The organism is Methanofollis sp., assembly GCF_028702905.1.
Taxonomy (GTDB): Archaea; Halobacteriota; Methanomicrobia; order Methanomicrobiales; family Methanofollaceae; genus Methanofollis.
On record NZ_JAQVNX010000090.1, the window covers coordinates 1 to 8,457 of the forward strand.

General features: G+C 55.5%; 6 protein-coding genes and 1 pseudogene. All 7 read left to right on the forward strand.

The window, feature by feature from the left end; translation table 11 throughout:
* Nucleotides 1–68 precede the first annotated feature (68 nt).
* Nucleotides 69–2,966 (forward strand): CRISPR-associated helicase Cas3', encoded by a 2,898-nt coding sequence (gene cas3, locus PHP59_RS09885; RefSeq protein ID WP_300166514.1) that lies wholly within the window; start codon nt 69–71, stop codon nt 2,964–2,966.
* Between the two features lie 229 nt (nt 2,967–3,195).
* Nucleotides 3,196–4,797, forward strand: a complete 1,602-nt coding sequence (casA, locus tag PHP59_RS09890; RefSeq protein ID WP_300166516.1) for a type I-E CRISPR-associated protein Cse1/CasA — start codon at nt 3,196–3,198, stop codon at nt 4,795–4,797.
* Between the two features lie 12 nt (nt 4,798–4,809).
* The gene (casB, locus tag PHP59_RS09895) at nt 4,810–5,322 is read left to right on the forward strand and encodes a type I-E CRISPR-associated protein Cse2/CasB (protein ID WP_300166518.1); all 513 of its coding nucleotides are present in this window, start codon (nt 4,810–4,812) and stop codon (nt 5,320–5,322) included.
* Between the two features lie 19 nt (nt 5,323–5,341).
* Nucleotides 5,342–6,556: a type I-E CRISPR-associated protein Cas7/Cse4/CasC gene (gene cas7e / locus PHP59_RS09900; protein WP_300166520.1), complete on the forward strand. Its 1,215-nt coding sequence runs from the start codon at nt 5,342–5,344 to the stop codon at nt 6,554–6,556.
* Entirely contained in the window at nt 6,549–7,322 is a 774-nt protein-coding gene (gene cas5e / locus PHP59_RS09905; RefSeq protein ID WP_300166522.1) for a type I-E CRISPR-associated protein Cas5/CasD, read from the forward strand. The genes cas7e and cas5e overlap by 8 nt, the downstream gene beginning before the upstream one ends.
* The gene (gene cas6e, locus PHP59_RS09910) at nt 7,291–7,977 is read left to right on the forward strand and encodes a type I-E CRISPR-associated protein Cas6/Cse3/CasE (protein WP_300166524.1); all 687 of its coding nucleotides are present in this window, start codon (nt 7,291–7,293) and stop codon (nt 7,975–7,977) included. Before cas5e ends, cas6e begins: the two co-directional genes overlap by 32 nt.
* A gap of 12 nt (nt 7,978–7,989) precedes the next feature.
* Nucleotides 7,990–8,457 (forward strand): annotated as a pseudogene (locus PHP59_RS09915) (subtype I-E CRISPR-associated endonuclease Cas1); the annotation flags it as partial.

The window sequence follows — 8,457 nt, forward strand, 5'->3', positions numbered from 1 at the left end:
CCGTTTGGTGGCGCTGTCAGAGTGCAGGCCCGTGCAATCAGGTGCACAGGTGTAAAACAGGAGGGGTGGTGACCGGGAACCCATACGTGATGGTGATGTTTGGGTTTTACTGGGTGACGGCGGTGGTAGGTTTCATCTCAAACATCTCAAAAAAACCGGAATACAGCCAAAATCGATACAATCATATACCGTTTCGAGTATGGTCTATAATTGCTATGATCTCGCCCCCCGCAGAACCATTCTATCTCTATTGGGGAAAAACAGCCATAGATCCCCGTGCGCCACAGCAATATCATCTCCTTCCCTACCACTGCCTCGATGTCGCAGCAGCGGGCTTGGTGCTGATTCAACGCGATCCGCACCTTTTCCGTCTATTTGCAGAGAGCACCCGCCTGCCCGAAGATGCGATCGTGAAGTTTATCCCCCATTTCCTCGCCCTGCACGACATCGGAAAATTTTCCGTGCGTTTTCAGAACCTGAAACCCGATATTCTCTCCCGGCTACAGGGCAAAACAAGCGACAAAGGCTATATTGTCCGCCATGATGACATGGCCCTTTCTCTCATAGAACAGGATCTCCTGCACCATTCCTGGGAGGCGAACTGGTTCCGGCACGATCCGTCATGGACTTTTTCTGACTGGAAATTCGTCTGGAGGCCGTGGTTCTGGGCGGTCAGCGGCCATCACGGCGTGCCGCCGCAGTCCCGGTCTGAAGTCAATCCGGCACGTCTCTTTGACACTGAAGATCGGGCTGCGGCGTGTTCTTTTGGAGATGCATGTGCGGCTCTGTTTATTGGCGAAGAAGACATTTGTCCACTTGCATTTTACGAAGACCTCATCGACATCTTCGTGCGGACCTCCTGGCTTATGGCCGGGCTGGTGGTCTTGAGCGACTGGATCGGTTCCAGTGATCATTTTCTGTTCCACTCTGAGCCTCTCCCCCTTCGAGAATACTGGGAGAAGATTGCACTGCCCACGGCAGAACGGGCAGTGAAAGAGGCGGGTGTACTTCCATCTCTTGCCTCCCCGCATACGGGCATGGCCAATCTCTTTCCACAGATCACAAAACCAACGGTTTTGCAGGAGACTGTATCTCGTTGCCGGTTGCATGAGGGCCCTCAGCTCTTTATCATGGAGGAAACGACAGGGAGCGGAAAGACTGAAGCGGCCCTCGTACTCGCTCACCGTCTGATTGCAGAAGGTGCGGCGGAAGGGATCTTCATCGGGCTCCCGACAATGGCGACGGCAGATGCGATGTATGATCGTCTTGGGAAGGCGTATCAGCGGATCTTCGCGGAGGGAGAGCACCCGTCACTTATCCTCGCTCACAGCGCCCGCCACCTCTCAGATACATTCAGACGATCCATCGGACCGTCTGGAGGCGATGTTCGTGAGCGTTATGGACGCGAGGAGGCAACGGCATCGGCACAGTGCACGGCATGGCTTGCCGACAGCAGGAAAAGAGCACTGCTTGCGTCGGTGGGTGTCGGGACCATTGATCAGGCACTCATGAGTGTCCTCCCTTTCCGTCACCAGTCACTCCGTCTGCTTGGGATCGCCCGCAACGTGCTGATTGTCGACGAGGTGCATGCATACGACGCCTATATGCACACTCTTCTTGAGCACCTGCTCAGATTCCATGCCGCTCTGGGGGGGAGCGCAATTCTCCTCTCCGCAACTCTCCCTCTCCATCAGAGGCAGAGTCTGATAAAAAATTTCACACAGGGGCTCGGTGTTACTTCCCCTATCGCTCAAAATACTTCATACCCCCTTCTTACAACTGTATCTGGACAAACTTTTGAGGAAATATCAGTAATCGATGAGAAGCGGCCCGAGCGATGTGTGCAGGTGGAACTGACCGATTCGATCCAGGATGTTGAGGACTGCCTCAAAACTGCAGTTGTAAATGGTCAGTGTGCCTGCTGGGTTCGGAACACCGTAAAAGACGCACTTCTAGCCTATGAAAAACTCTCCGAGATCCTCGGCGAAGAGCATGTGATGCTCTTCCACGCTCGTTTTGCTATGGGCGATCGGCGGTCCATCGGAGATGAGGTGATCCGACTTTTCGGGATAAATAGTACGAAGAAAGATCGGCAGGGTAAGGTTCTGATCGCCACCCAGGTCGTGGAGCAGTCGCTCGACCTGGACTTCGACGTCATGGTCACGGACCTCGCCCCGATAGACCTGATCATCCAGCGTGCCGGCCGGTTGCATCGCCACCAGATTCCTGAACGTGGAGACCGTGGGACGCCTACACTGCTGGTGCTGGCACCCCCGCCAATCGACACCCCGGATAAAGACTGGTACGAACGTATGTTCCCGGCAGGGGCGTATGTGTACCAGAAGCACGGGCAACTATGGCTCACAGCCCGTATCCTTGCGAAACAGGGGCAGATTGTCATGCCCGGCGATGAAAAACCGGACGGGGCTCGATGTTTGATCGAAGGTGTCTTTGGCCCGGAGGCGCAGGCAACCATACCTGAGGCCCTCATGAAGAGAGACATCGTGGCGGACGGAAAAGCCCGGAGCAGCATAGCGATGGCAAATCTCAACGCACTCGATCTTGACAAAGGATACGCAATGACGCCCGGGCAGTGGCAGGAGGAGACGAGGACTCCCACCCGGCTTGACGCACCGAGCGTCACGGTGGTCCTCGCCCGCTGGGACGGAGAAGTTCTGCGTCCGTGGTCGGATGCAGGGGAGTTCGCATGGGACATGAGCCAGGTCAGTGTCAGGGAAACGATGATATCCGGTCCGTCTGACCAGAACGGTGTCCCAAAGGAGGCAATAGATCGAGCACGGGAGACGATGCCCGGCAGAGGGGTGGGGCGCATCCTTGTTCCGCTTATCAGGTCTGAAGGGGAATGCTGGGAAGGGATGGCTACCGTTAGAAAGGGCGATGATATTCGTGTTGTCTCTTTTATCTATGATACCCGGATGGGCCTTCGCGAGGTACACGGCAGATGATGGACGCCAGGATCAATCTGACAAAAAAAATTATAATTTCACACATATTTTTGATATTGTCCTTGAATATCTGTTTTTGAGAATTATTTTTACTTTCACACCAGATTAAGAAGCTTTAAGGCTTCGTGGGATTAGCAAATCAATAAGGGCATCTTCTATGCCGCTTTTGAGACAACGGAATGCGGCATGGCGTTTCCTGTTATCTCCTGAAAAACGGATGTGAAAAATTATGGTCAATCTTATCCAGGAGGAGTGGATCCCGGTGATCCGAGACGATGGGACACGGGTCTCCATTGCACCCTGGCAGATCACTGAAGATTACAAAAAGAACCCGGTTCAATGGCTAGATGCACCGCGGGCAGACTTCAACGGGGCTGTTGTACAGTTCTTGATAGGAATCGTGCAGACTGCTCTACCTCCATCGAATGATCGAGAGTGGTTCCGTCGGTTTGCATCGCCCCCCGAACCTGAGGAGTTGAGAGAGCGATTCACAGCGTACGGCCACGTGTTTGAGCTGGATGGCGACGGGCCGAGGTTCATGCAGGACTTCGATCTGCCCGAGCAGAAAGAAAACCTCGATATTAGCCAGTTGCTCATCGAAATGCCCGGTGAAAAGACGGTGAAAGATAACACAGATCACTTCATCAAACGGGGTACGGTGCAGAAGATCTGTCAGCGTTGCTGTGCCATGGCACTCTACACCCTCCAGACAAACGCTCCCGGAGGCGGGCAGGGGCACCGCACCTCGCTCCGTGGCGGCGGCCCGCTGACGACCGTCGTGATGGGCCGGACACTCTGGGAAACGATCTGGCTGAACGTGATCCCGACCGGGGCGTTTGCCCGGTACGGGAATGCTGACCTTGAGGGGGATGCCGATATCTTTCCCTGGCTTGGGCCGACACGGACGAGCGACAGTAAGGAACGGACAACCCCCCAGGACACTCACCCGGCGCAGATGTTCTGGGGGATGCCGCGGAGGATCAGGATCGACCAAGACAATCTCGCAGAGGGAAGCTGCGATCTCTGTGGGTGTGCCAGCACGCACCTTGTTCAGACATATCAGACAAAAAACCACGGCGTGAATTACGAAGGTAACTGGCACCATATTCTCACACCGTATTCTGAGACTAAAAAAGGTGAATTGCTCTCTCATAAGGGACAACCGGGTGGGATCTCGTACCGCAAATGGCTGGGCTTGATACAAAATGATTCTGACTCGCAGTCGGAGCCTGCATCCGTAGTGCATGCTTTCCGATACGATAGACAACCCGACCTGCCGGATATACCATTCCGCCTGTGGGCATTCGGTTATGACATGGACAACATGAAGGCCCGGTGCTGGTATGAGGGGACGATGCCTCTCATCAAGGTCGACTCGTCAATCCGTGCCGATTACGAAGCCGTCACGGCGCAACTGATCAAGACGGCCTCGCTCGTGGCGGAGAGTGCCCGTAAGGCGATCGTAAAGGCGCTCTTCTCCGAGAAAGCAGATGTAAAAGGCGATGTCTCAGTGATCGACAACCGGTTCTGGAAGGATACCGAGAGCGAGTTCTACAAAGTGCTGTACGATCTCAAAGGAGCGATGGAGAATGGCAGAGAGACAACCGACCTGAAACGCGGATGGCTCGATGCCATCAGAAAGGAGGCAGAAAAACTGTTTGATGACTATTCCCAGTCTGCACTGATCGGGGTTGCCGACCCGAAGAGAATCGCGGTGGCAAGGCGGGAGCTCAGGAACTTCACCTCGCCCGCTGCAACAAAAATCTGGAAAACCCTTGACCTTCCAAAACCGCCTGTCCGAAAGAAAAATACGAAGTCTCATGCATCATGAGGTGATTGGCCTGTGAACTCGACACGATATCTTTCGTTTTCAAAATCCCCCGAAGAAAGAGAGGTTCTTGGGGCGTGGTGGAAAGAACTCCAGGATAATCATGGCGACCGGGCGGCATTGCGGCGGTGCACGTCCGCTGCCGAGGTCGCTTTCGTTCCTGCTTTCCATCATCTGCGTCTGGAACTTTCAAAGATCACATCTGTACGTCCCGAATCCCTGGCAAGGGTTGCCGGGGTTTTGTCTCACGTAAAAACATATGATGAAACCGGTGGCCGGCGTATCGCCCAGCAAATCGCGGCGAAAAGAGAAGGCAGCGACCAGGGCCGGGTGAGCGATCTGCGGTTCCGGCGGCTGCTGGCGATCGATGACAAGGACCAACTCTACGGATCGATGATCCGTATTCTCCGGCTCCTTAAAGGTGAAGCCGACATCCCGAGTCTGGCCGATGGCATCTACTGGTGGAATGACGGAACGAAGAACGCCTGGGCGTATGACTACTATTCAGTAGCGCTTGAAAAGAAATGATTGAAATGGAGGAAAATCTATGAGTGAATTTATTCAACTGCATATTCTTGCATCGTATCCCCCCTCGAACCTGAACCGCGACGACCTTGGAAGGCCGAAGACCGCGATGATGGGTGGTTCCCAGAGGCTGCGGATCTCGTCGCAGAGCCTGAAGAGAGCATGGAGGACGTCCGATCAGTTTGAAGAATCATTGCACGGACTGATCGGGATCAGAACACGTTCCCTGGGTGAGAAGATATACGGTGCAATGGTCTCAGGACAGCAGTTGATGGATGTTGTCGCCGGAGAAAAATCAGATCCTGTTCGCCCTCCACTGTCCGAAGAAGATGCTCTGATCTGGTCGGCAGGGATCGCAGATGCCTATGGGGCACTGGAAAGCCCGAAAGAGTGGGAGAAGGGACCGCAGTATAAACAGATGATCCATTTCAGGCCATCTGAAATTCAGGCCATTGATAATCTGATAGCGGTTATTGCCGGTCCCGAAGAGTCTGCTAAGGATCTGGAGATTGATCTGGGGGATTTAAAACAGATGGGATCTTTGATCTCCGAAGGCAAGTCTCTCACTGATCCACAAAAAAAGAAGAAAAATAATCTTAACAAGCAGGTCCGGAGTATCACTCTGTTTAAGAAGGATACTGCGGCCGACATTTCCATGTTCGGGCGTATGATGGCCGATGCAACCGACTATAATGTTGAGGCGGCGGTCCAGGTCGCTCATGCGATCACCGTGCACGAAGTGGCGGTTGAGGACGATTACTTCACCGCTGTCGACGATCTGAACCGTGGTGAGGAGAACGCAGGTGCCGGCCACCTCGGCGAGAGCGAGTTTGCAGCCGGTCTCTTCTATCTCTACCTCTGCATCAACCGCGACCTGCTTGTGGAGAACCTCGGCGGCGATGAAACGCTTGCGAATGATGCTCTCCGTGCTCTGACCGAGACGGCGGTGAAGGTGGCCCCCACCGGCAAACAGGCGAGTTTTGCATCGCGGGCATATGCCTCCTATCTCCTTGCCGAACGGGGGTGCCAGCAGCCCCGCTCCCTCTCGGTTGCGTACCTGACACCACTCCGCGACCGGAATCTCCTTGAATCGGCGATCACGTCACTGCAGGAAACCCGAAAGAAGATGGATGCGGTGTACGGGACGTGTAGCGATGGCTGCTGTGAGATGAATGTGTACGCCGGTGAGGGAAAGCTGGAAGAGGTGCTGGACTTCGTGGCTGGTCACCATGCCTGAGTATCTGGTCTTTCACCTGCACGGTCCCCTGGCGTCGTGGGGTGACACGGCGGTCGGAGAATTCCGGCCGACACATGATCACCCTACTCGCTCTGCAGTGATCGGACTGGTGGCGGCGGCTCTCGGGATCCGGCGCGACGAGGAGGAACGGCTCGCGGCGCTGTCTCGGGGGTACAATGTCGGCATAAGGCTCGATTCTCCCGGCGTCCTGCTCAGGGATTACCACACGGCACAGGTGCCGCGGTCAGGAGCCAAAAGAGCAATGCGGGAGTACCCGACACGGCGGGACGAGTTACAGGCCCCGGTCCATATATCGACGATCCTCTCAAGCAGAGAGTATCAATGCGATGCGGTCTCGACCGTCTGTCTCTGGAGTAGAGATGGTGGTGCACCTTACGCCCTAGATCTTATCCGCGATGCCCTCAACGCCCCAATGTTTGTCCTGTACCTGGGCCGTAAGTCCTGCCCCCTCGCATTGCCGCTCACCGCCAGGGTTGTGATGGGCGAGAACCTTGCGGAAGTCTTCGCATCGGTGCCGTTCCCAGGAGAGGGGTTCCTGAAACGCCTTGAGCACCCTGAGAGAGCCTTCAGGGTCTACTGGGAGGGGGACGAAGATATTGGGATTCAAGCAATTCATTCCATAACCCACCATGATGAACCCCTCAACCGGAAACGGTGGCAGTTTGGGGACAGGATAGAGCATTACGGTGTTATCACGCGCCGGGAGGGAGATCATGTATCTGAACAGGATCCAGTTAAAGCCTGATGCGGCAGGGAAGAGCGAGTTCTGGCGGAACTTCGGGAGCGAGTATCAGGCGCACCGGCAGATCTGGGAGTTGTTTACCGACGGCCCTGAACGGGAGCGCGATTTCCTGTACCGTCAGGAGACCTTTGGCAGCATGCCGACGTTCTACGCTGTGTCTGAGCGGGAACCGGTGAATCGCGGGGGCTTGTGGCACATCGAGTCGAAGACCTATGATCCGGCGCTCCGCCAGGGACAGCGGCTCGCCTTTGTCCTCCGGGCCAATCCTGTCCGGACGAAGTGTGATGAGAAAGGGCAGCATCATCGCCACGATGTCGTGATGGAGGTCAAGAAGCGACTCAAGAAGCAAGACCCGTCCGGTATGTCCTGGCCTCCCGAGCCGGAGATTGTTCAACAGACGGGGTTCGCCTGGCTGGCGATGCGGGGGGAACGGTGTGGGTTTGAGGTTGGTGACGGTGAGATAAGGGCAGATGGCTACCGTCAGCAGCGGTTCTTCAAGCAGAGAATGAAGAAACCAATCCGGATAAGTACGATCGATTATACCGGCCTGCTGACGGTGACCGATGCTGATGTCTTCCGAAAGATGTTATTCACAGGTATCGGCCCCGCGAAAGGATTTGGTTGTGGCATGATGATGGTGCGGCCCGCCGGCCGATGAAGGGGGGACCGGATGCTCCCCCCACTCAAACCGATTGCGATAAAAGAGCGCTGTTCCCTCGTTTTTCTGGAAAGGGGCGAACTAGATGTCATTGATGGTGCCTTTGTCCTTGTGGACAAAAAAGGCGTCCGTACCCAGATCCCGATAGGGGGCATTGCCTGTCTGATGCTGGAGCCGGGCACACGCGTCTCCCATGCTGCGGCGGTGCTTGCGTCCAGGGTGGGATGTTTGCTTGTCTGGGTGGGCGAAGCCGGTGTCCGCCTCTATTCATCCGGCCAACCCGGGGGTGCACGATCCGATCGTCTCCTCTACCAGGCTCGGCTTGCCCTCGATGAAACGGCCCGTCTAAAGGTTGTCCGTGCAATGTATGAGTTACGGTTCAACGGTCCGGTGCCGGCTCATTATTCGGTCACACAACTCCGCGGGATGGAAGGGGCGAGGGTTCGGGAACTTTATGTGCAGATGGCCCAGAAGTACAGG